This window comes from Lysinibacillus sp. GW821-FHT14F06 (assembly GCF_058803665.1).
Genome location: NZ_JBXAPF010000018.1, coordinates 43,700 through 66,003, shown reverse-complemented (window position 1 = coordinate 66,003; position 22,304 = coordinate 43,700). Strand labels below are relative to the sequence as shown.

The 22,304-nt window shown below is 36.3% G+C and carries 24 protein-coding genes; 6 read left to right on the top strand and 18 right to left on the bottom strand.

All coding sequences use genetic code 11. The annotated features are described in order from the left end of the window. On the bottom strand, nt 1-2,072 hold a 2,072-nt coding region (locus tag AC1RNS_RS16145; protein WP_492994099.1), incomplete at its 3' end, for a cadherin-like beta sandwich domain-containing protein. Nucleotides 2,073-2,333: 261 nt separating this feature from the next. Here AC1RNS_RS16145 and AC1RNS_RS16140 point away from each other — a divergent pair. Then, nucleotides 2,334-2,789, top strand: coding sequence for a hypothetical protein (locus tag AC1RNS_RS16140; RefSeq protein ID WP_492994098.1), 456 nt, complete (start codon nt 2,334-2,336; stop codon nt 2,787-2,789). A 56-nt stretch (nt 2,790-2,845) separates the two neighbouring features. Here AC1RNS_RS16140 and ytxJ read toward each other — a convergent pair whose 3' ends face one another. From ytxJ to AC1RNS_RS16110, 6 genes are all read right to left on the bottom strand, one after another. Continuing rightward, nucleotides 2,846-3,175: a bacillithiol system redox-active protein YtxJ gene (gene ytxJ, locus AC1RNS_RS16135; RefSeq protein WP_492994096.1), complete on the bottom strand. Its 330-nt coding sequence runs from the start codon at nt 3,173-3,175 to the stop codon at nt 2,846-2,848. Nucleotides 3,176-3,287: 112 nt separating this feature from the next. Next, complete coding sequence (locus tag AC1RNS_RS16130) at nt 3,288-3,611, bottom strand: VOC family protein (protein WP_492994094.1); 324 nt, start codon at nt 3,609-3,611, stop codon at nt 3,288-3,290. A 570-nt stretch (nt 3,612-4,181) separates the two neighbouring features. Beyond that, complete coding sequence (locus AC1RNS_RS16125) at nt 4,182-4,802, bottom strand: nucleoside/nucleotide kinase family protein (protein ID WP_492994092.1); 621 nt, start codon at nt 4,800-4,802, stop codon at nt 4,182-4,184. Nucleotides 4,803-4,952: 150 nt separating this feature from the next. Next, nucleotides 4,953-5,588, bottom strand: a complete 636-nt coding sequence (locus tag AC1RNS_RS16120; RefSeq protein ID WP_492994090.1) for a 3-oxoacid CoA-transferase subunit B — start codon at nt 5,586-5,588, stop codon at nt 4,953-4,955. Next, nucleotides 5,588-6,295 carry a CoA transferase subunit A gene (locus tag AC1RNS_RS16115; protein WP_492994088.1) on the bottom strand — a complete coding sequence of 236 codons (708 nt, stop codon included), beginning with the start codon at nt 6,293-6,295 and terminating at the stop codon, nt 5,588-5,590. The genes AC1RNS_RS16120 and AC1RNS_RS16115 overlap by 1 nt, the downstream gene beginning before the upstream one ends. A gap of 108 nt (nt 6,296-6,403) precedes the next feature. Beyond that, nucleotides 6,404-7,300, bottom strand: coding sequence for a LysR family transcriptional regulator (locus AC1RNS_RS16110; RefSeq protein WP_492994086.1), 897 nt, complete (start codon nt 7,298-7,300; stop codon nt 6,404-6,406). A 334-nt stretch (nt 7,301-7,634) separates the two neighbouring features. Here AC1RNS_RS16110 and AC1RNS_RS16105 point away from each other — a divergent pair, with 334 nt between their 5' ends. Together AC1RNS_RS16105 and AC1RNS_RS16100 are read left to right on the top strand one after the other, a co-directional pair. Further along, the gene (locus AC1RNS_RS16105) at nt 7,635-8,330 is read left to right on the top strand and encodes a hypothetical protein (RefSeq protein ID WP_492994084.1); all 696 of its coding nucleotides are present in this window, start codon (nt 7,635-7,637) and stop codon (nt 8,328-8,330) included. Nucleotides 8,331-8,593: 263 nt separating this feature from the next. Further along, nucleotides 8,594-9,355: a MerR family transcriptional regulator gene (locus AC1RNS_RS16100; protein WP_492994082.1), complete on the top strand. Its 762-nt coding sequence runs from the start codon at nt 8,594-8,596 to the stop codon at nt 9,353-9,355. Between the two features lie 68 nt (nt 9,356-9,423). Here AC1RNS_RS16100 and AC1RNS_RS16095 read toward each other — a convergent pair whose 3' ends face one another. Next, nucleotides 9,424-10,062, bottom strand: coding sequence for a LysE family translocator (locus AC1RNS_RS16095; protein WP_492994081.1), 639 nt, complete (start codon nt 10,060-10,062; stop codon nt 9,424-9,426). A gap of 322 nt (nt 10,063-10,384) precedes the next feature. Between AC1RNS_RS16095 and AC1RNS_RS16090 the strand changes: the two genes are divergently transcribed. Both AC1RNS_RS16090 and AC1RNS_RS16085 read left to right on the top strand, forming a co-directional pair. After that, nucleotides 10,385-10,810: an SRPBCC family protein gene (locus AC1RNS_RS16090; protein ID WP_492994079.1), complete on the top strand. Its 426-nt coding sequence runs from the start codon at nt 10,385-10,387 to the stop codon at nt 10,808-10,810. Beyond that, entirely contained in the window at nt 10,807-11,124 is a 318-nt protein-coding gene (locus AC1RNS_RS16085; RefSeq protein WP_492994077.1) for an ArsR/SmtB family transcription factor, read from the top strand. The genes AC1RNS_RS16090 and AC1RNS_RS16085 overlap by 4 nt, the downstream gene beginning before the upstream one ends. A 40-nt stretch (nt 11,125-11,164) precedes the next feature. Here AC1RNS_RS16085 and AC1RNS_RS16080 read toward each other — a convergent pair whose 3' ends face one another. The 9 genes from AC1RNS_RS16080 to AC1RNS_RS16040 all read right to left on the bottom strand — a co-directional run bounded on the left by AC1RNS_RS16080 (nt 11,165) and on the right by AC1RNS_RS16040 (nt 20,630). Continuing rightward, complete coding sequence (locus AC1RNS_RS16080) at nt 11,165-11,944, bottom strand: YqhG family protein (RefSeq protein WP_492994075.1); 780 nt, start codon at nt 11,942-11,944, stop codon at nt 11,165-11,167. 16 nt (nt 11,945-11,960) lie between these two features. Beyond that, complete coding sequence (locus AC1RNS_RS16075; RefSeq protein WP_492994073.1) at nt 11,961-13,475, bottom strand: DEAD/DEAH box helicase; 1,515 nt, start codon at nt 13,473-13,475, stop codon at nt 11,961-11,963. Nucleotides 13,476-13,578: 103 nt separating this feature from the next. Then, nucleotides 13,579-14,385 (bottom strand): AraC family transcriptional regulator, encoded by an 807-nt coding sequence (locus AC1RNS_RS16070; protein ID WP_492994160.1) that lies wholly within the window; start codon nt 14,383-14,385, stop codon nt 13,579-13,581. Nucleotides 14,386-14,495: 110 nt separating this feature from the next. Continuing rightward, complete coding sequence (locus tag AC1RNS_RS16065; RefSeq protein ID WP_492994072.1) at nt 14,496-15,548, bottom strand: NAD(P)/FAD-dependent oxidoreductase; 1,053 nt, start codon at nt 15,546-15,548, stop codon at nt 14,496-14,498. 406 nt (nt 15,549-15,954) lie between these two features. After that, entirely contained in the window at nt 15,955-16,635 is a 681-nt protein-coding gene (locus AC1RNS_RS16060) for a cyclase family protein (RefSeq protein WP_492994071.1), read from the bottom strand. Beyond that, on the bottom strand, nt 16,636-17,700 hold the full coding sequence (locus AC1RNS_RS16055; protein WP_492994069.1) for a zinc-dependent alcohol dehydrogenase: 1,065 nt from the start codon (nt 17,698-17,700) through the stop codon (nt 16,636-16,638). It lies immediately after the preceding gene. A gap of 37 nt (nt 17,701-17,737) precedes the next feature. Next, nucleotides 17,738-18,601, bottom strand: a complete 864-nt coding sequence (locus AC1RNS_RS16050; protein ID WP_492994067.1) for a 3-hydroxyacyl-CoA dehydrogenase NAD-binding domain-containing protein — start codon at nt 18,599-18,601, stop codon at nt 17,738-17,740. A 15-nt stretch (nt 18,602-18,616) separates the two neighbouring features. Beyond that, entirely contained in the window at nt 18,617-19,249 is a 633-nt protein-coding gene (locus AC1RNS_RS16045) for a carboxymuconolactone decarboxylase family protein (protein WP_492994066.1), read from the bottom strand. A 49-nt stretch (nt 19,250-19,298) separates the two neighbouring features. Then, the gene (locus AC1RNS_RS16040) at nt 19,299-20,630 is read right to left on the bottom strand and encodes a short-chain fatty acid transporter (protein WP_492994064.1); all 1,332 of its coding nucleotides are present in this window, start codon (nt 20,628-20,630) and stop codon (nt 19,299-19,301) included. Between the two features lie 110 nt (nt 20,631-20,740). Between AC1RNS_RS16040 and AC1RNS_RS16035 the strand changes: the two genes are divergently transcribed. Next, nucleotides 20,741-21,067, top strand: a complete 327-nt coding sequence (locus AC1RNS_RS16035; protein WP_492994063.1) for a DUF3870 domain-containing protein — start codon at nt 20,741-20,743, stop codon at nt 21,065-21,067. A gap of 36 nt (nt 21,068-21,103) precedes the next feature. On the opposite strand, the gene AC1RNS_RS16030 is transcribed toward AC1RNS_RS16035, so the two are convergent. Then, nucleotides 21,104-22,297, bottom strand: a complete 1,194-nt coding sequence (locus tag AC1RNS_RS16030; protein ID WP_492994061.1) for a thiolase family protein — start codon at nt 22,295-22,297, stop codon at nt 21,104-21,106. Nucleotides 22,298-22,304 lie beyond the last annotated feature (7 nt).

Sequence of the window (22,304 nt, the reverse complement as noted above, 5' to 3'; positions counted from 1 at the left end):
ACCTGTATGCTTGTGACGCTCTGGACTACATTGTGGGTGTAGCTCGTCTTCGCTGGATCAAAGCTTTCATTTAAAGGACCGCTACTTACGGTTAAGTTGCTTAAATCTGCGTTTGTTGACGGCGTAAATTGCTCTACTTGAATCGTATATGTCTTCGTTGCCCCACTCTGTGCTGTCACAACAATAGTAATTATATTACTTCCTGCTTGCAAAGGAATAGGTGCACTTGCTTGTCCACTTTGCACGTTATTGTTATTAACTGTTATAGTCGCAGTTGCATCGGTCACTATAGGTGTTACCTGTATGCTTGTGACGCTCTGGACTACATTGTGGGTGTAGCTCGTCTTCGCTGGATCAAAGCTTTCATTTAAAGGCCCACTACTTAGGGTTAAGCTACTCAAATCAGCATTTGTTGATGGTGACATTTGATTTACTTGAATCACATACGTCTTTGTTGTACCAGTCTGTGCTGTTACAACAATCGTGATTGTATTACTCCCTGCCTGTAAAGATATTGGTGTACTTGTTTGTCCATTCAACACAGAATTGCCATTAACTGTTACCGTTGCAGTCGCATCAGTCGCAATAGGCGTTACCTGTATACTTGTAACGTTATGACTCACATTCTGTGTGTAGTTTGTCTTTGTTGAATCGAAGGTTTCATTTAGAGAGCCACTATCCAGTACTATGTTGCTCAAATCTGTATTATCGGATAAAATCTTCACCGATGTATCTGTATAGCCAGTTGCTGTTACCTTGAGAGTATGACCAGTTGCAGTTAGCTCATTTGCCTTAATCGTAATTTTTCCTTGATCAACTGTGTATGAAAGTCTCCTGTTTGTTTCGTCTTTTACCGCTTTAATCTTTTGACGCCATGTTGGGTCATCTGTAAACATAATTTCGATTGCTTTAGCTACATCACTACTTGTTGCACTAGTAGATAATAAAGGAGGTGTTGAAGCCATTCTATATACGGTAGAACTCCCAGAAGAATCCGTTGCTGCAACATAAGTAGCACCACTAACAATGGATAAAGAAAGTCCTTTTACATCTGATTTCGAAAAAGCTTCATTGCCTAATGCCTCCCAATTCCCAGCATTAACCTTTACCGTTACTTTTCCGCTATTGCTATCTATATATGCTAAATAAGGAATATCATCTTTGACATCCATGGCCAATGCATGTGTCCCCTCATCCATTCTAGAATGACCGGGACTGCTCATGGATGAGTTATTGTAGCCTGGAATATCCGTGTACACCTTTATAGAGCTATCTTTCATATCTACTGTAGCAAAATAAGAGGAATGATTAGTATCATTGGCAGCTGCAGCGATAGGATTTCGTGATGACATGCTATACTGCTCCTCGAATGACCACCATGTACCCTGCTGCCGCCCATTAAAAATGTAAACATGTATCATATTACTAGGCCATACAAGCACTACTTTCACTTTTCCATTTTGACTGGCTAATGCAACATTTAGGATGTTCCCTGCTTGATTGGAAGCGTCCAATATTTCTTCCCAATTATTATTTCCTTCATTCTCCATGACTCTGGCATGAACTCTTTCTGTCCCACCCACCTTTACTGCACGTGCATATGCCCAATATTTTTTCCCATTAATACTCTTTAGGAATGGAGGGAACTCATCTGATGCATTAGTTTCTGTCCAAACTGTTTCCCAGCTCCCTCCCACATATTGCTTCATGACAGCATTAGTATTATGAAGATAGGTCACATAAAGCTCTCCGTTAACCGCTGCCAAAGATGGGTATCGTGTCGGACCTTCGGAAAAGCCTTCGCTCCCAACGGACTCCCAAACGTTCCCATTATATTTTTTCACTGTTACTTTTCCACCATGATTAGAATCCGCATAAGAAATATAAAGAGTGTTGTTTGAGTTTAATAGAGTTGCATATTGAGCACCCTCTATTCCCCCGATTTCTGCATCTTTCCAATTTTCAGCAGCATAGGCTTTACTATCTTCCCCAAAAAGCAATCCTAATAAGCAGCCTATTGTAAAGGTGATTGTTAGAAAAATTAATGATACTATTTTAAAGGTTTGACTCATTTCATTTTCCCTTTCCTTTCAAACTATTAAGTTAATTACATATAAGATTTTATCAATTAGAATTGTACGGCTTGTAATATTATACTTTTCAAAGGTTAAATTTAGGTTAAAAAATAGGTATTTATTACTCCAACCAAATCAATGCCCCAAATAAAATCATCTTCCCACTTAGAGTGAAAAAAGTATTGATAACCTTCCTGCATCTTGTATAATTCGCCACTATTTTGTGCATATATGGTAGTAACAAGGGAGGTCATGATAATGAAAAAGGTATTTTATATGTTTTTACTTGCAACACTATTATTATCAGCATGTGGAAAAAATACGACATCTAAGGAAGCAGCGGTTGATAGTAATACCTCAGTTGAGGATATAGTGAGTGCGACTGTCAAAAGTAAATTTACAGTGGAAGATAAAAAGGGAATTGTTACAATTTCCATTCAAGATGCAGATGTAAAACAGGGCTCAAAAAGTCAAATGTTAAAGGACTCCGCGAAAATATTTGCTGAACTTTCAAAATTAAAAAGTGTTAAAACACCAGCAATTATTTGGTCTGCTCCATTAACAGAACCTGGTGGCGTCGAAGATATGACTGAGGTATTAAACATATATTTTAATGAGGAAGATTTTAGAAAGGTCAATTGGGCGGACTATTCTCAACTAGAATTAGAATCAATTGCCTCTCACTATCATCAAAATGAAGCATTAGGGCAATAAATAGCTTTCTGCAAAGAAGATACCCCACCATGTATAATGAAGGGTATCTTTTTTATTTATTTAACATACATACTAATGGCCTCAGATAGGAGTAATTGCTTTATCTTATAATGCGTTGCCTGCCAAACACCCTTCCCTCCCTGCAAGATTAAAAGCTGGGGGGATTCATGCCTCACCTCAAGTTCCTCCTCAATCATTTTTGATATCTCTCTATCCTTTTGCACGATAACTATATACTTTGGCAGGATAGTTTCCAGTGCCTTAAACTCTTTTAATGCCGAAATGCTACTAAAGCAAGTCATGCTGTATTTTAACACTAGACAAGGTGTATGCCTCGATAGCTGTAAAACTTCTCTCCACTCTTCTTTTGTCTTTATTCGCTCCATGCTGAAAACCTCCATATTATTGTCTTATTGTATTATATACCACAATGGGTATTTGCGGCATTTCCATAAAAAAACGAGCCTACAATGGATGTAAAAGCTCATGGCATTAATATTAAATTCCTTTTGTATTCATCAAAACTAGGCGCCAGCCATCTGGATCTTCAATCGTGATCCCTTTTTCAGCCCAATATAGATTTTCTGGCTCTACTTCTGGATACCCCATTTGCATTAAACGACCCGCTATCTGTTGTATTGTTTCAATACTTGGTATATAGAGAACAAGTTGATTATCCTTGGTTGGTGCTGGACATGGACTACCCTCTATATGCTCCGTAAATTCTAAATGATAAGCAGCATTCGGAAGACCAATCATTATCCCATTGTAGCCTCGGTGTCCCGAAAATGAGCCAATTTTTTTAAACCCACTCCTTGACAATCAATTTCGCCTTGGCGTAATTGCGTCCGGATTTTGAATTGTGCTCAGGTCTGCACGAGGGCCGACACGATGTCGGTCATTTCGGTAATGACACAGGATGTGGCGTTTTTACTGATGCAGGTCAGTTAGCCGTTTTCGCAGGATGCGAAGGTTTTAGGCTAACATCCTTTTATTCATTCCTTTGAAAATCCGTGACATCCGCCGGAGGCTTTGGGCCAACAAGATGTTGGTCACTCAGTCATTGCCACAGGACGTGGCGTTTTTAGACTGAGTTCCTCTATTTCAGTAGATGTTTGGACACCCACTGAAAAGGAAACAAAACCGCATTCATCTCACCACCTGTAGAGGAGGTGAGAGTCTTCTGCTGAATGAAGATAAAATCGTTCTATTTCCTTTAATTGATCAGTGGGTCTTGCCATGCGGATCTGTGCTACCTGTAATTCTTTTGACCATTACTGTAACATTTACTTTTCTCCTTTTTTAATCATTGTATAATGAAAAAGGAGAGCTGCAGAACCGTCATAAGACTGAAAATCCCCCATATTCATGCTATTTCCAAGTAATGGTGGATTAAACTTCATATACCGTATCCACTACAGCTAATGGATTTACTTTCCTTAAATAATACTTCTCTGCTGGCCAATATCTACTTTTATACTTATGAAGTCGTGTTATAAAATCACCTATATACACATCTCGTTGTAATACTCTTTCCTCTCTGATAGATGAAGGACAGTCTAGATACAGGCTATAGTCATAAAAGCATCTCCACTCATGACGCATAAGAAATATCCCTTCAATTATAAAAATACTATTAGCTTCTATGTTCATACTTCTTTCGCATATTGTATCTGTATGCTGATTATAAAATGGGAGATTCAGTAGTAAAGCACAATTATGTAAGGGTAAAAATAGATTATTTTTTAAGCTTTCAATATCCCATTGTAAATAATAATATTCAAACCATTCCTCATGGCCCGTATCATAACGTTTACATCTTTCTACGATATGATTATCAATATGAATAAGTGTCACAGTACATATAGACTGAAGCTCCTCTACAAGGTGATGAGCTATAGTAGACTTGCCAGCCCCACCTAATCCATCAATTGCCACAATAAAAGGTCTATTTTTAGCAGTTCTCAACTTAAATCGCTGTTTAATTTCCTCTTTTACATCTAGCACATCCATAAATTGAACACTCCTTGGATAATCAATTCTACCCTAGGCGTAATTGCATCCCGATTTTATCGAGCCCGAATCCTCTTCAAAATACATAACATTCACCAGGGGCTGAATCAAGTCAAAATAACCAGCTCCAAAAAGAACTGGTTACACTGATTATAATGCAATACTGAATGAAGCAGCTGTTTTTTCCTTTACTTCCTCTATAGTGACACCCTCTGCTAATTCGATAAGCTGCATTCCATCCGTTGTAAAGTCGAAAACAGCGAGATCTGTAATTAATCGATGCACTACACCCTTACCTGTCAGCGGAAGCTCACATTGCTTTTTAATTTTAGATTCCCCATTTTTATTAACATGCTCCATTATTACGATAACTCTTTTCGCACCGACAACAAGATCCATGGCGCCTCCCATGCCCTTGACCATTTTCCCTGGAATCATCCAGTTTGCAAGGTCACCTGTCTCAGATACTTCCATACCGCCTAAAATAGCAAGATCAATATGTCCTCCTCGAATCATCGCAAAAGATTCCGCACTATCAAAGAAAGAGGCACCTGGTACAGCCGTTACCGTTTCCTTCCCAGCATTTATTAAATCAGGATCAACCGCTTCCTCCGTTGGATAAGGTCCAATTCCAAGTAGACCGTTTTCTGATTGTAAAAGCACATCATAATCAGTAGGAATGGCATTGGCAACAAGTGTTGGCATACCAATACCTAAATTAACATTCATCCCATCTTGTATTTCTTTCACAGCTCTATTGACGATTCTTTGTCTTGTATCAGCCATTAATCTTCCCCCTTCTTCACCGTCAAACGCTCAATACGCTTCTCGTAATATTCCCCTAATAATACGCGTTGTACAAACACACCAGGTGTATGAATATGATCCGGATTTAATTCTCCCACTTCAACGATTTCCTCTACCTCTGCTATTGTAATTTTCCCTGCCATTGCAGCTAGTGGATTAAAATTACGGGATGTTTTCCTGAACACTAAATTCCCTAGCTTGTCTGCCTTCCATGCTTTAACAAGTGCAAAATCAGCGGTAATTCCTTTTTCTAAAATATATTCCTTGCCATCAAAAACCTTTACTTCTTTTCCCTCAGCAATTGGCGTCCCTACTCCAGTAGCCGTATAAAAGCCAGGAATTCCAGCCCCGCCAGCTCGCAAACGTTCAGCTAATGTGCCTTGTGGTGTTAATTCTACTTCTAGTTCACCACTTAAAAATTGCTGTTCAAAAATTTTATTTTCCCCTACATAGGATGCAACCATTTTGTTTATTTGTTTATTTGCCAGTAAAAGCCCCAAGCCCCAATCATCAACACCACAATTATTACTGACAACTGTTAAGTCCTGTATTCCCTTTTGCACTAAAGCCGCAATAGATTTTTCAGGAATACCACATAGCCCGAAGCCTCCAACAGCTATTGTATCCCCATCTTTTATATCTGCAACGGCTTCCTCAAACGAACTCCACACTTTCCCGTTCCCCATAATCGAAACCCCCTCAAAATGCTCGTTTATTAAGAAAAATTCTACCCTAATGTCATTTTATAAGTAAAGGAATTAATTAGAATATCACTTATTCCAAAAATGCATAAATCATTTATTATTTATCTTTACCTCTTCACTACTAATACTTCTTAGTAATTGCTTCAATGCAAAAGATTGATATGTATTCTTTTTTGTAATAACGCCTAAACGCCATGGCATATCAAAATCATTTAAAGGTATAATTTTTACGTTTTTATTTGTTTGCTTAGCTGCGATTGAATAGGGTAAAAGTGTAATACCTAAATTTGAAGATACAAGCTCTACAATTAAATCCCATTGTGAGCTTTTATAGCCGATGATTGGTGTAAATCCAACAGTCTTACATGTATTAATGACGTAATCATGTAGTGTAAATTCCTCCGTAAAGATAATAAATGTCTCATTTTTTAAATCCTCTAATTGAATATACTTCTGCCGTGCTAGTGGATGAGAATCATTAATAAATACAAAAAATTGATCTTCTACAAAGGGTTGGACAGAAAATTTTCGTTCATCTGTAGGCAATACGACAATTCCTATATCCACCTCGCCATTTTCTACGAGTGTGCCAATCATTTTAGCTCCCCGTTCTACAAGTTCTAGATGTACCTTTGGATATTGCATATGAAACTTTCTTGCCATTTCAGGGAAAAATAGTGTGCCAATCAGTGGTGGAATGCCTAATTTAATTGCACCTGTCTTAATATTCAATAAATCATCCAATAAAATATGTAAATCTAGTACAGAGCGCATTATTTTTTGACCCTGTTTATAGACAATACTTCCTGCGTCTGTTAACTCAACATGGCGTGTAGAGCGGTTTAACAATTCTACTCGCAGGGTTTCCTCCAATTTTTTTATGCTTTTACTTAAAGAAGGCTGTGAAACAAAGGATTCACTAGCGGCCTTTGTAAAACTCCCATGTTCAACAACCGCCATAAATGCTTTTAAATCTCTTAATTCCATATTGTAAGCTCCCTATTTATTCTAATTTATTATAAAAAAATTGCAGTGTTTCCTTATTAATAATAAATTCTCTTTGTCTTACACAAACCCTTTTTATAAGGCTTACTTATGTGAAGGAGGAGGAATATCGCTTAAAACTCGCACAACTTACAATGTTGTTCCCTTCATATAACCAATACCATTCATACTACAAAACATTTAAATAGATTGAAATTCTATGTAAATCTAATACTTTATACCAAGAAATGATAAGTTGAGAGTTTTTTGAGAGTTATATTTCCTATAATGAATTAAGATTTTTGTCATAATTTATCAAAGATTGGAGATGTAGCAGATGCTGAAGCAATTGCTTGAAAATCGAATTGTTAATAGGCATAATTTTGGACTAACTTTTCAGCACCACATTTATGAACTACAGAATTGTGAAGATGTTTTAGGCTTAGAAGCAAAATGGCTACAAATTGAGAACAGTGATGTTGCTGTAGGATATATTGTAGGCAACCGGTTATTTTTCAAAAGTATGGGCTCTGGTAGAACCGATATTACATTAACAGATGGAATACACGAAGCAATTGTAAAGGTGGCTGTAATGCCTTCAGGGGAAATCTCTGTTGAAGTAAAGCCGTTCATCGGCAACTCCAAAATTGTAAATGTATACTTTAGAACGATCTTAGGTGATACCGTTATTGCAATAGATTTAAAAGGGGCTCTGAAAAATTATTTAGTAGCTCATGATTTTATAAATAATGAGGATAACATCGTTGAGGTACATTACCACTCGAAGCATCCAAATGTTTTACAGCATTCTGTTGCTGGTAACTTTGTTTTAGGCAGCCGATCTGATGGAGAAGCCATTACAAATGCACAGGAATACACATTAGCTAACAAAATAACGAATTTACAATTTTCTAAAATAGTCATTGAACAACATGGACTGAAGAAGGTCATTCCTTTAAAAATGCTTTTAACCTTTGTTATTAGTAATCGAATTTTTGTTAGTCGTGAGTTGCCCTATGTGAGTATGAAATAAGAAATTTCAGCACTACCAGAAAATAGTAAAAGGATTTTTTATATGCTTATTTTTTGCATCACGATTATTGTAATAATTATCGGCGTATTCGTTGTTTCAACAACAATACACATTAGGAAAAAACGTCAAGAAAAAAAGAAAGTATTAGAAGAGCGTCTTAAACACCTTCTGCTCACCAATATTGTAAAGCCTAAAAAATAGTTTGCTTCTCACGTTACGTTAGCTTTTACAATAAAGGTAACATGTAATAGGGAGGTAAAATAATGTCCACTCAATATTCAATTGGAGAGTTTGCAAAAAAAACAGGCATGACCATTCGAACTTTGCATTATTACGATGAAATTGATTTATTAAAACCATCCTTTATCTCTACAACTGGCAGAAGATTTTACTCAGATGAAAATATTATACAGCTTCAAAAAGTCGTATCCTTGAAATTTTTAGGCTATCCATTAGAAAAAATTCATGCATTAATCCATTTAAAAGAATGGGATTTAAAAGAATCACTTGAATTTCAAAAGCAAGAAATGCTTCAAAAAAAGGAACATCTTCAACAAGTCATTCGTGCCCTAGACCATGCCTTATATATAACGGAAGATCAAGGCACTATGGACGCTAATATCTTTATGATGCTTATTCATAATATACATAAGGAAGAGGAACAGAAAGAATGGCTGTCCAATTATTTTCCAAAAGAAATGGTCGAGAACATGTTTAAAGTCCCTGAGATAAAGCTTAAGGAGCTAAACCTTGAAATGGCTGAGCTTTTTAGTCAGCTGAAGGCAGCATATGGTCAGGATCCAGCTAATCCAAACGTTCAGGCGCTATTGGAACAGTATTTTGATCTATCTCTTGAGTTATACCCAGGTGCTATTGAGCTTGTCGAAAATGTAAATGATGAAGATATTAAAATAGAGCAGGATATACAACTCTTCCCCTCGCCTCTATCACCTGAGGAGGAAATATGGCTTGGTCAGGCTATGCAAATTTATTGGAACAATAAGGCTATTAATCTCCATGAATAGCTGATTCAAATACTAAAAAGGTCGATTTACAACACATTTTTTGTGGCAAATCGACCTTTTCTTTCTAATCAATGAGATTTTTCTAATGCTAGTTTAATACCAAAGCCAATTAACACAATGCCAGTTAATCCTTCTATGACAGCCTTTGTAGTTGGCTTTTTCATAAATGCACTAATTTTATCCAACAAGTAAACATAGAACACAAACCAAATTCCTGTTAAAGCAGTGTATATTAGCCCCATTATAAGAAACGGCATGAATGTACCGCTCGTGCCATCTACAAATTGAGGTAAAAATGTTAGGAAAAATACGGCCACCTTAGGATTAGTAACATTTGTAAGAAAGCCTTGCTTAAAGCAAGATTGCTGTGCGTATTTATGATCAATTGCCGTTTCATCTTGAACTACAGGAGATTGCGTGCGGATTGTCCGTAAAGTCCATAATGTTTTGACACCTAAATAGCATAAATACACCGCCCCAACATACTTCAAAATGGAAAACACATAGGCGGACTTCACAATAATGGCGGACAAGCCAATCACCGCTGCAAAGGTATGAATTAATAATCCACAACAGGAACCAAGTAAAGTTTGTAAGCCTCCCTTTCGACTTACAGTAAGTGTATTTTTCGTGGCTATTGCCGTATCTGGACCTGGTAAGATAATTAATAAAATACACATTATCAAAAAGACTGATATGTTCATCATTTCAAGCCCTCCTCTTTCGTCTGAAAATTATAAAAATAATTCTACCATAAGGACAATATTATAGAAAAGGTCATTTATTATGAAATCCAATCCATTTTTCTATTGTAAAGTAAAAGGATATACATTCAATGGTACACTTTGAATCTAGTCAACATGATTATTCATAAGCAATTTAAATAGAGCAAATAAATTAAGTATCCATTTTTGAAAAGATGCGAATCATATTAAAAGGATGTTCCATAAATCAATTGACATACAACCATAAGGTGTTATATATTTATAACACCTTATGGTTGTATTTTTAAAAAGGAGTTATGTGGAAATGACTGAAAAGCTAGAAAATATTGTGAAGATAATTAAACTTAATGCACCAATTGAAAAGGTGTGGGAGTCAGTTACAGATGCTGAAAAGATAGCTACGTGGCTAATGCCAAATGATTTTAAGCCAACTGAAGGGCATGAATTTACGATTCAATCTCCATTTGGTCCTTCACCATGTAAAGTGGAGCAAGTGAATGCTCCCTATTTTGTACGTTTCGTTTGGGATACTGATGGCTGGTTTGTTACATTTGAGCTAAAAGAGCTTGGTGAGCAAACAGAATTTACGTTAACACACGGTGGCTGGAAGGAAGCATCACATATTATTCCAAAAGCGAATATACCAGCTGAAGCTGTTCGTAAAAATATGGATGGTGGCTGGACAATGATTGTTAATCAAAAATTAAAAGAAACTGTAGAATCACAATGACGCAGCCTGCAGTAAAGTATGATGTCTTTCAAGCAATCGCTGATCCGACAAGACGTCATGTCCTTCAGCTGCTTGCCTTAAGTAATAAACCGATCTCACTAATTGCTGAAAATTTTACGATTAGTCGTACCGCTGTCGTTAAGCATTTAACTATTTTAGAGCAAGCGGAGCTCGTATCGTCTCAGAAAAAGGGACGAGAAAAAATTTATACACTGCATGTTGAGAAGCTGAAGGAGCTAGAGGATTGGTTACAGTACTTTGATTTATTCTGGGATAATAAACTGGCACAGCTACAAAACATGGTGGAAGAATAAAGTAGTACGGAGCTGTCTACTCTATTTAGACAGCTCTTACTCAATATAGATAAAATAACCCACCATTAATGATTTCTATTTTAATCTTTGTCTCATATTGTTCCTCTAACGCTTTTACTTCTATAGCATAGCATTCTGGCTTGTCATCAATATCCTCGTAAAAATAATCTAAAACTCGTTGATCACGCTGCCATCTCTTTTTTGCTTCTGAAGCCCATGAATGATCATCTTGTTCTATGAGTGCATCAATGGCTGCATCTAGTCTTTGCAATGCTCGAATCGGCTTAATAATGTGTTGCACATGAAAAACATTATCTCCTGGAGCTGTATCTAGCGCCGTTTTACATAAGGCTTCTTGAAAATTCTTTTTAATAACCCCTGTTAAGAGATTTATGCCAAAGGAGTAGAGCATTTCCTTAGTTCGATCACAGCAATATGATACTTTATAATTTATGCCTAACCACGGTGTTAAGATAGCCTGCCCGATTGTCGGATCAACCACCTCATACATCTCCACATAAGCCCCTAGCTCTCTAGTTGCTTGAAAAACCTGATTGAGTCTTGGAGAACCGAAATGAATGGCCTCACCATATAGATTCGTAGCAGATGTTGTTTGATTTGTGATAAATGTTACTTGTGCAGGATTTGGCTCACTATTTGTCGCCTCTATATATTGCCAATAAAAAGGCCTGTTCATAATTTTTTTATCAATATCTACTGTTAATTGAACAGTAAGATAATGACGATCCTCATTCAAAATAGTACAATCATTCTCGGTAAAAAACTCTCGTAAGTAACTATGAACTTGCTGTGGATACATAGCTTTTCCTCCTACATCAGACAGATTCTTTAAAGTTTGTTAAAATGGCATCTAAATCCCCTACTACTTTTTCAAAAACATCAATTTTCGTATGCAATAATGCTAAGATATTTTCTTCAATCGTATTTTCAATAGCAAGATTATAAATATGCACATCATGCTCCTGTCCTAAACGATGAACTCGGCCAATACGTTGCTCTAATTTCATAGGATTCCATGGCAAATCATAATTAATGACATGATGACAGAATTGCAGGTTTATCCCCTCACCACCTGCCTCTGTTGCAATAAGAACCTGCGCTCTTTCTTTAAATAAATGCTTCATATAATCACGTTTACTTTTATTAAATTTCCCATTAAATAGTACGCTCGTGATTCCCTTAGAATGTAAATACCACTGCAAATACAGCTGCGAAGCTCTATATTCTGTAAAGATAATTACTTTCCCCTGTGCTTGTTCAATAATTTCTAGTGCTTTCTCCGCCTTCGTATTTACTTCTAAAGCCATCAATTTTGCCAGAATACCTTCAATTTTTGATGACTCCGGGTGGTCTTCAAGCATTTTCGATAACGTTAATGCTGTTGCCTCTTTACTACTACACATTTCTTTCTGTAACGTAATTTTAGTGAACGAGCCAGTATTTTGAAGTGTTCCGAGCAAATCATATACTTCCTTCTCTTCCTTCGTAAATTGGATCGGCACTATTTGAACTTGACGTTGTGTCCATTCGATGCCAGTGTCTTCCCGCCTATTCCTCACCATCACCTGATTCACTAATTCTTTTAAATAATCATCATGCTCTAAATCATGCTTACTAGCCGAGAAGGCAGATTGGAATGTTTCATAGCTGCCTAGATGACCAGGCTTTAATAATGAAATAAGATAATATAATTCAAAAACATCATTTTGAATGGGTGTAGCCGTTAATAATAGACAAAACTTTTTCTTTAAGCTTTGTACAAATTCATATATTTGTGTTTTATGATTTTTTAATTTATGTGCCTCGTCAATAATAATCATGTCATAATCCTGCTCATATATGCGCTCTCTGTGTGGGCTCTTCTTTGCCGTATCCATACTCATAATAAGTACATCATAGCGCTCTATTGGACAATTTTTTTTATAGGCTATAGCTGGAATATGAAACTTACTATTTAACTCTTCCACCCATTGATTAATTAGAGAGGCTGGTGCTAATATAAGTGCTCTTTTGACAAGTCCCCGAATAAGATATTCCTTTAAAATCAATCCTGCTTCAATTGTTTTACCAAGTCCCACCTCATCACCTAGAATTGCTTTCCCATTCATGCGTTCAATTACTGTTTTAGCCGCTTCTAGTTGATGAGTCAGTGGTTTTAAATTAGGTAAATATTTTGTTGCCTGTAATCCTGTAAATTCAGGAATCAATTTCATTTGCACAATGTCATAATTCATCTTATATAATGTCCAGCTATCCCATTTCTCAAGATGATTTAATCGATTGATGAAGCCATCTTCCCATTCGGACGATTTCTCGATTTTCATAGCCATCACCTCATACCATTTTTTCTAACTTAGGTTGTCCCAAAAAGTAAAAGCTATGTTTTTTTATGCAAAAAACATCTGACGAAAATTAATTTTCATCAGATGCTTGTTATTTCATATGCATACGAAATTCAGTAGGTGATAAACCCGTAACCTTTTTAAAGACACGACTAAAATAAAAATAATCTGTGTACCCCACCTTTTCAGAGATTTCCGATAGCGATAAATCCGAGGTTCTTAATAAAAGCTTGGATTTTCGAATACGTAAATCTGTTAAATAGGTTGTTGGACTGACACCCATTCTTTTTTCAAATACATATGTAAACTTACGGCGCTCTATATTAAAGTGATTAGCAATATCAGGAACAGTCATATTATTTGCATAGTTTTCCTGCATATACTCAATAATAGATGACATCTTTTCTTTTTTATCTTGATAGTCCAATAATTTTACTGATAACACAATTTCCTCTAAGATATTTAAGAAAAGAGCCTTCGATTGAAGAAAGGACAGGTTACTACGCATAAAATAATTTTGTATTAATTGCTGTAGCATACTCATTAGTTTCATATTATCGCCAATTTTAAACGTAAAATGCCCATTATAAAGAGGATACATCGCCCTTGCTTCATCTGGTAGCTTAAAATGAATAACCGCATACTCTTGCTTTGCATTATTAGTAACAATACGCTCAATAGGCAAATTAGGACCAGCATGAATAATATATCCCTTTTCTAAAACATAAACTGTCCCATCAATTCTTACTTCAAATTCACCATTTATCGGAAACATCAATCCTCCTACATGACTCATTGTCTTATATTTTGTAAGGACTGTTTCAGATGATATTTTTTCTGTTATGACATCAATAAATGTTAATGGTGCCATTGTATATAAATGAATAACTTCATGCATCTCCACTGCTTTTTTATCCTTTCTTTCTTAAATTGAAAAAATAAAAAGGAACACTAAATAGCTATTAGTGCTCCCATGATGTATACTCGCCTACTTTTAAAATAATACATTTATCGCTTTAAGCTTTCCTTAAAGAGCAAACGATTACGTTGTTTGAAAATATCATTATGTGAGGAAACAATGCCACCCTCTGAGGCATCTGGTTGAATGTATTTTTTCGCACTATTTACTGCATGAAGGGCATCATGGAAAGTAGCTGCAATTAAATGAATTTTACCATCATGCTGCAAAATATCTCCAGCAGCATAAAGACCAGGAATAGAGGATTCACTATGAATCGTTCCAGCAATAAAATAATCATTTTTTCGCTCAATATCTAATGGACTATTATCCAATAGCTCCTTATCTCTAACATAGCCGTGACTAATGACTACTTCATCAACTGGAATTTCATTCACTTGCCCTGTTTCATAATTTGTTAGGGAAACAGCTTTAATCATGCCCTCTTCATCGTCTGCAATAAGCTTCGTAATTTCAGAATTAAAATGACATTCTATTGTGCTAGTTAATAGCTCAGTAATTTGAGCCTCATGTGCAGAAAGTGTATCCTTGCGATACGTTAAATATACTTTAGAGGCAACTTCCATTAATTCCAGTGCCCAATCTACTGCCGTATTGCCACCACCTGAAATAATAACAGCCTTATCCTTAAATTTTTCATAGGATTTAATCGTATAATTTAAATTGTATACCTCAAATCGCTCTGCTCCCTCAATCTCTATTCGTTGAGGATTTAAAATGCCACCACCGATAGCGACTATTACTGTCTTTGAATAATGAATATTGCCAGATTCGGCAGTAATAACGAAATTTCCTTCTTCATTTTTAGAAATGGTAGTTACTTTCTCATTTGTGTACACAGAAGGATTGAAGGTCATTGCCTGTTCGATTAATTGTTCAATTAACTGTCCTCCTGTAATTGGTGTTACGCCACCAACGTCCCAAATCATTTTTTCTGGATAGACATGAATTTTCCCACCAAGCTGAGGCTGTGATTCAATAAGCTTTGTTTTCATCTCACGTAAACCACTATAAAATGCTGAATATAAACCCGCTGGACCACCGCCAATTATAGTTACATCAAATAATTCTTGTTCTAACAATTACGTACACCCTTTCCTCTGTGTCACAACATATTTCGATAAATGAAATATGCTAACTTATTTTCCTTACTATCTATTTTCAATTTCTTTAATGAATACAAGCACCCTTTGCCAATTTCTCTAAAGATGCTATAAATCCTCTATATTACTCATTATACGATAATGATAATCATTATCAAATAAAATGATAGCAAATCTTTATTTTAGAGTACATGTATTTTTTGCTATTCTTTTTATATTTTTTTGTTCATCAGTCGTAAAAAATCCATAATTAAATTTTTATCCATTGTCTGATGTGATTAAATAAAAGGTCCAAAGTAGTATGCTAATGATCAGCATACTACTTTGGACCTTTTATTTATTCTTTTTTAAATTGTTTATAATTCACTAGACCTTAAAGTGCTAGTTATTTAAGAAAGGCAACCGCTCTAACTGGTGAGGCTGTTGCATTTTTTAATTTAAGTGGTAATGCCATAAAAGTAAAATGATCATGTAAAGGTAGTTGCTCAAGATTGACTAGGTTTTCTACTATATATATAGGTACACTTAACAGCTTTAAATGGACCTCACGTTTCATATTATCATGTACATCAATATTGGCTAAATCCAGACCAATACATTTCACCTGCTTCTCAAGCAACCAATCACCTGCCCAGGTTGCGAATGCATGCTCTGCAAAAAAGTCCCCCTCTCCCCATTTTTCAGTTCGAGTACGCACAATAACAATATCACCGGGATTTACAGAAATACCCTGTGTTACTTCCGCATGTTTTAACAACTCTGCTGTTACTGGCTCATATGGCTTTTTAATAGTTGATACATCTAATAGGACTGCTTCACCGAATGTCTTGGTTAAGTCCATCTCAGCGGTCGACTCACCGTTTCTAATAAAGTGTATCGGTGCATCAATATGTGTTCCACTATGGTCCGACATACGTAAAAAGCGTGATTCGAAGCCCTCACATGGTTCTATATAACGGTGACCGGAGTTTTCAAAGGTAGATTCCTCTTGAATAGCAATTGGTGGATGGGATGTGTATGAAACTAAGCCGTCATAAATTTCTAAAGTTAAATCAACAATCTTCATCTATATCTCCTCCTTAAACTCAATCACGACCTTGCCACTTACCTTATTTAACGCACTTTCAAAACCCTGTATGCTGTCTTTAAATGGTACCGTACAAGCAACCAATTGTTGGAATGGGAAGTTCGGATTTGCTGCCATCTGCAATATAGCTTCGTAATTCTCCTGTGTAATGCCATAGCTTCCTTTAATCATAATCTCACCACGTACAATTTGATCCATGGGCACAGAAAACTCAACTGAATTAATACCTACAAGTACAAGTTGTCCACCTCGCTTGAGTAAACGGATTGCCTCAGTAGGAATAGTTGGGTGACCTGAACAATCAATAATCGCATCATAACCAGAAAACATATCATCAATAAATTCATTTGAAGAGGTGAACGTTGCTTGTACCCCTATATTTTTCGCTAATTGTAGGCGGCTTTGATCCTCTAGTATGCCTAGCATATGAACTTCTTTATTTCCTGACCCAACTAATATAGCTGCTGCACCTAATCCTATCGGTCCTGGTCCAACTACCAGTATGGATTTCTTCTCAAACTCTGGAATCTTTAGCACTGCGGTATAACTTACTGCCAATGCTTCTGAGATTGCTGCTACCTGATCGGATACTGCATCACCTATAACAATAATGTTATGGCTATCTACTACCATATATTCTGCCATACCGCCATCTTCACGGAATCCATAACGCAATGCCTCAGAGGGTGTTTTTACAAATTTATAGTTATTAAAGTCGCAACAATTTGTGTCACCGTTCTTACAAAAGTCACAAACACCACAGCTTTTATAAGGATTAACAACTACTCTTTTATTTAAGAGAGATGATTTAACATCATCACCTAGTTTCATAACCACGCCTGTTACTTCATGTCCTAGTACTAATGGATAATTGACCCATTCATATCCACCATGGCCATCATACATATGAAGATCACTACCACATACTCCTACCGCATTTACCTTTAATAAACACTCATTGTGTTTTAATTCTGGAACTTTATATGTTTTAAATTGAACATCCTTTTTCTCTGATGTACATTTTACTAATGCTTGATATTCCATATCTTCAGGTCACACCCTATTCTACTTTTAACAGCTACTACTGAATTAGATTAATTATATCCCTCAATGTCTTTTCCTTTTTTGCTAAGTATTGTTGTTTATCAATGGATGACCAATTATAAAAACCCTGCTCTGTTTTCATACCTAATTGCTTCGCATTGATTTTATCTTGATGGATTGTTAAAGGCTCTGTCCCATTCTCCAACGTTGGGTAAACGTAATTGACAATAGCATAATGTGTATCTAATCCGTTAATGTCTCGTTGCTCGAGTGGTCCCGTATCCGCTAGGCGAACGCCTAAGCTCATTTTAGCGATAAAATCTAACTCCTCGGCAGAAACGATTCCTCTCTCAACTAATGACATTGCCTCTCGTGCAAGTGCACTTTGTAAACGGTTCGCTACAAAACCTTCAATTTCTCGTTTTAGTAGTACTGGTTTCTTCTTGGTACTTTGTAAAAACAGCATTATATCATTTGCTATTTCCATTGCTGTATAAGGGCTAGGAATGACCTCTACTAAAGGCGTAATATGAGCCGGTGAAAAGAAATGTGTTCCTATCAAACGCTCTTTATGCACCATTTTTTCTGCAACGTCACTAATAAGATAACTCGATGTATTGGTACAAAACGTTATATCTTTTGAAAAGAATGAATCTAATTGTTCGAATAAAGTTTGTTTGACCTGTAAATTTTCTATAATGGCTTCTATGACATAATTTAAGCCATCTATTTTTTCAAGTTTATGCAGAAAAGTAATGTTTTGTAATTCAGGCTGTTTCTTTAACTGTTGTAATCTTTCTACATCTGGCTCATATAGGAATACGCTTACATTATTTTGTTCTAAATATCTTGCGACTGCAGAGCCCATAAAGCCCCCACCAATGATTAGAACTCGTTTCATGGTTAAATCCCCTTTTTAAGCTTTTCTATCAGTATCATTCCAAATGGCTTTTAAACCAACTGCATAAATACATAGTGCTTTGATCTCGTCAAACATAGCTGCATTTGCTCCAAGTACTAAGGCATTTGTTTTATGGATTGAAATCCCCTTGTCATATGCATCACAAACATTAATGGCATATAATAATAATTCCTTTAACAAACGTGATACTGCCCCATCACGTAGAGAAGTCGTACGAAGATTGCTATACTTCAACAATATATCTGGTGCATATTCAATTAAATATTGAATCCAATTCGGCACAACCTCAAACTCTGATTGATAGTAGTTTATACATTCCAGTTGTGAAGAAAATGTAGTCACATCACCCTTACCCTCTAGAGGGATTGTGCTTTCATCTGAAAGACTAATTGCATAGGCAATCGCCTCTATACCAGACAACCAAGTTGGAATACCTCTTGAAATGATAGCTGATGCAATAAGCTCCGCAATTTCAACAACGCTATTCCCTGCTTCAACTGCTAACTCTACACAATACATCATTTCCCTTTCTTCACGTCTAGCTGCAAATAACCCTACCATTATTAATGCTTTATTCTTTTTTGTTAAAGCCCCTTCTACTAAGATGGCTTGATACATGATAGACATTCGTACTCCCCCTTGTTTGGAGAGCCTTCAAATAAAGGCTCTCTGTCTACTAGAATAAGTATGACCAAGCTAAAGTTGCAATAATATAGATGATTCCAACAAAGAACATAATCATGACAAGGAAGCCCATAATATCTTTTAGCTTTAAACGAGATAGTGCTAGTGCTGGTAATATCCAGAACGGCTGTACTAGATCGTTCCAAGCATTCCCTAACATAACAGACATGGACGTTTCTGCTAAAGATGTTCCTAATTCTTTTGCCGCATCAATCATAAATGGTCCTTGAACCGCCCAGTGTCCACCAGCAGATGGTGCAAAGAAATTTATAAAGAAGGAACTAATTAAGCCCCAAAACGGTAATGTTTGTTCATTTGATAAATCAACAAATACCTTGGCAATCGTATCTACTAAACCAGAAGCAGCCATAATAGCCATGATACCTGCATAGAATGGGAATTGAAGTACAATCCCTGAAATCGTTTTAATACCATCTGCTAAATGCTCAACATATCTTGCAGGTGTACCTAGTAAAATAATTCCCACGAATAAAATAATGAAGTTTAATATATTTAAATTTAGCGAACTGCCATTTGTAAAATAAATAACAATGTAAATGAGTCCAAGAATACCTATTGCATATGCTAAAATACGGCTATTATTTAATTTATTAGCCAGTGTATTCTCTTCTAATAGATTTAACTTTGCTTTAGGCTGATCCGCATATAATTCAGGATCAATTTCAATCACATTACTTGGATCTTTAGGATGTAGCATCGCATTAAATAAAGGTAATGTAATTAAGAGAACAATTGTAGTTAAAATCATCGGTACACTGAAAATAGTCTCAGAAAGTGTAACTAGGCCCATTGAATCCTCTAAAAAATGCCCTGGTGTTGAAATGAGGATTGGGATAGAAGCTGATAAACCTAATCCATAAAAAGTAAAGCCAGAGTATGCTGCGGCAATAATTAACGGATAATGAACTCCCTTAACCTGTAATGCTAATTTTTTCGCAATAATCCCACCAATTACTAAACCAAAACCCCAGTTTAAATAACTACCAATACCGCCTACAAGTGTTGCCACGATAATTGCAGTTTTAGGCGTATGAACCATACTAGCAATTTTATTTAAAAATTTATCAGTGATGGGAGCTGTAGCTAGTACATAACCCATAGCCAGAATAACGGCCATTTGTGTTGTGAATGCTAGTAAATCCCAAAATCCTCCACCCCAAGCAGTCGTTAAATCTACAAAGCTAATATCCTCAACAACTAATGCTAAAATAAATGTTACTAATGTTAACCCAATTGCAAATACAAAAGGATCCGGCAAATATTTCCTCATGATGTTTGTGAAAAAATTCGTTAACTTTTCCATACTATTCTCCCCCTTGTTGTGTACGACTAAGTAATTTTTGGGAAGTGGCTCATAAACGATAAAAGATGATAAACTATAATCACAATCTATCCATTTTGGAGGTCATTTCCTTGCAAAAACTAACTAGTATTTTAGTGACTGCTTATGCAAAAGCTCCCCAAGGCACATCCATGTATGAAATGTACAAACATGCTGGCATTGTGTTAGAAATTGATAAAGAAACTCATCAGATTATTAATGCAGAATTTACATTTATCACTGGACTTGCCCAAGATTTCTTTAAACGTATGTTAATTGGCTTTAATCTTACAGCCAATATTGACGAGTTAATTGCTCGTGTAGATGAACACTATTATGCTCCGTCAAGCGGCTCTGTTGTAGTGGCACTAAAATCTGCTCAAAAACGATACCTAGAAAAAATACAAAAGGATCACTAAATATCTAGCACCGAGTCAAAATTACTCGGTGTTTATTTATAGCTGGCAATTTTCAACAATAGTTGTTATACCAAGGCCCCCAGCTATACATAATGTGACAAGCCCATATCGTTTACCTGTTCTTTCTAGCTCATGAATAAGCTTTGTCATTAGAATGGCACCTGTTGCACCAATTGGGTGTCCCATTGCAATTGCACCACCATTGGGATTAACACAATTGATATCTAATCCAAGTTCCTTAATTACTGCGATTGATTGGGCAGCGAATGCTTCATTTAATTCAATGACATCAATATCCTGAATGGTTAAGTTCGCCTGCTTTAAAGCTTTGATGGTTGATGGGACTGGACCAATTCCCATGATTGCTGGGTCTACACCCGCAGCAGCCTGGGCAAGAATTTTAACCTTTGGTCGATATCCTAGCTCTAATGCTTTCTCTTTGGACATTAGTAACAATGCAGATGCACCGTCATTACGTCCACTACTATTTCCAGCAGTAACAGATCCCCCTTTGCGGAAAACAGGCTTTAGTGTACTTAACTTCTCTTCACTTGTTAAAAATGGATGCTCGTCTACGTTAAAAATCTCCACTAATTTTCGTTTTTTCACTTCATATGGAACAATTTGTTCTGTAAAATATCCTTCTTGCTGAGCATAAGCTGTTCGCTCCTGACTTCGATGAGCAAAGGTATCTTGTTCATTACGGGTAATAGCATATTTCTCGGCTAAATTTTCTGCTGTTTCGCCCATTGTAGTAATACCATATACTTCAAAGGGCTGAGACCCTGGCTGACTTTCTGTATTCGGATCTAAAATCGAAGCATTTCCTACACCATAACCATAACGAGCATTACGTAAATAATATGGCGCTGTACTCATTGATTCTGTCCCACCAGCAATAATGATGTCACTGTAGCCAAGGGCAATCTGTTGGGCAGCATTATTAATGGACTGTAACCCAGATCCACATTGACGATGTACTGTATATCCCGGTACAGTGATTGGTAAATCAGCTCTTAATGAAGCGACACGTGCCACATTCGATTGATCAGCACTTTGCTTGGCTTGTCCCAAAATTACCTCATCAATAATGGCTGAATCTAATTTTGTTCGTTCTAGTAGACCACGAATCACTTTTTCAGCAAGATGATCTGCTGTTTCATTGACTAATGAACCACCCAATTTACCAATAGCTGTACGAACGCCATCTATAATAACAACTTCTCTCATGTTTCCT